Genomic DNA, 532 nt, shown 5'->3' with positions numbered 1-532 from the left:
CGTGTTCAACAACGAGAACGAATCCTTCATGCAGGAAACCCGGCTCATTGAGAACGAGTATTCCGTCAATCTGCCCACCCGTTTCTGGTACAGGAAAAAGATGTGGCACGGCTGGATAAATGTCGTGAACCCCTTCCGGGCCTCTATCGTCTTAGGGACTCCGGGCAGCGGGAAATCCTATGCGGTGGTCAATTCCTACATCAAGCAGCAGATTGAAAAGGGTTATGCCACCTATATTTACGACTTCAAGTTCCCGGACTTGAGCACCATCGCCTACAACCACCTGCTCCGCCATCTGGACGGCTACAAGGTCAGACCGAAGTTCTATGTCATCAACTTCGACGACCCCTCGCGCAGCCACCGCTGCAACCCGCTCAACCCGAAGTTCATGACCGACATCTCCGATGCCTACGAGAGTTCCTACAACATCATGCTCAACCTTAACCGGACTTGGGCGGCCAAGCAGGGCGACTTCTTCGTCGAGTCCCCCACCATCCTGTTCGCGGCCATCATCTGGTTTTTGCGTATTTAT

General features: G+C 53.4%; 1 pseudogene. It reads left to right on the top strand.

What is annotated here, in order from left to right:
• Positions 1-532: pseudogene (locus tag M3090_RS15585) on the top strand (type IV secretory system conjugative DNA transfer family protein); the annotation flags it as partial.

The sequence above is a fragment of the Bacteroides sp. ET71 genome (assembly GCF_023336905.1).
GTDB lineage: Bacteria > Bacteroidota > Bacteroidia > Bacteroidales > Bacteroidaceae > Bacteroides.
Note: the sequence above shows the minus strand (reverse complement) of the source record. Positions and strands in the feature narration are given on the sequence as shown.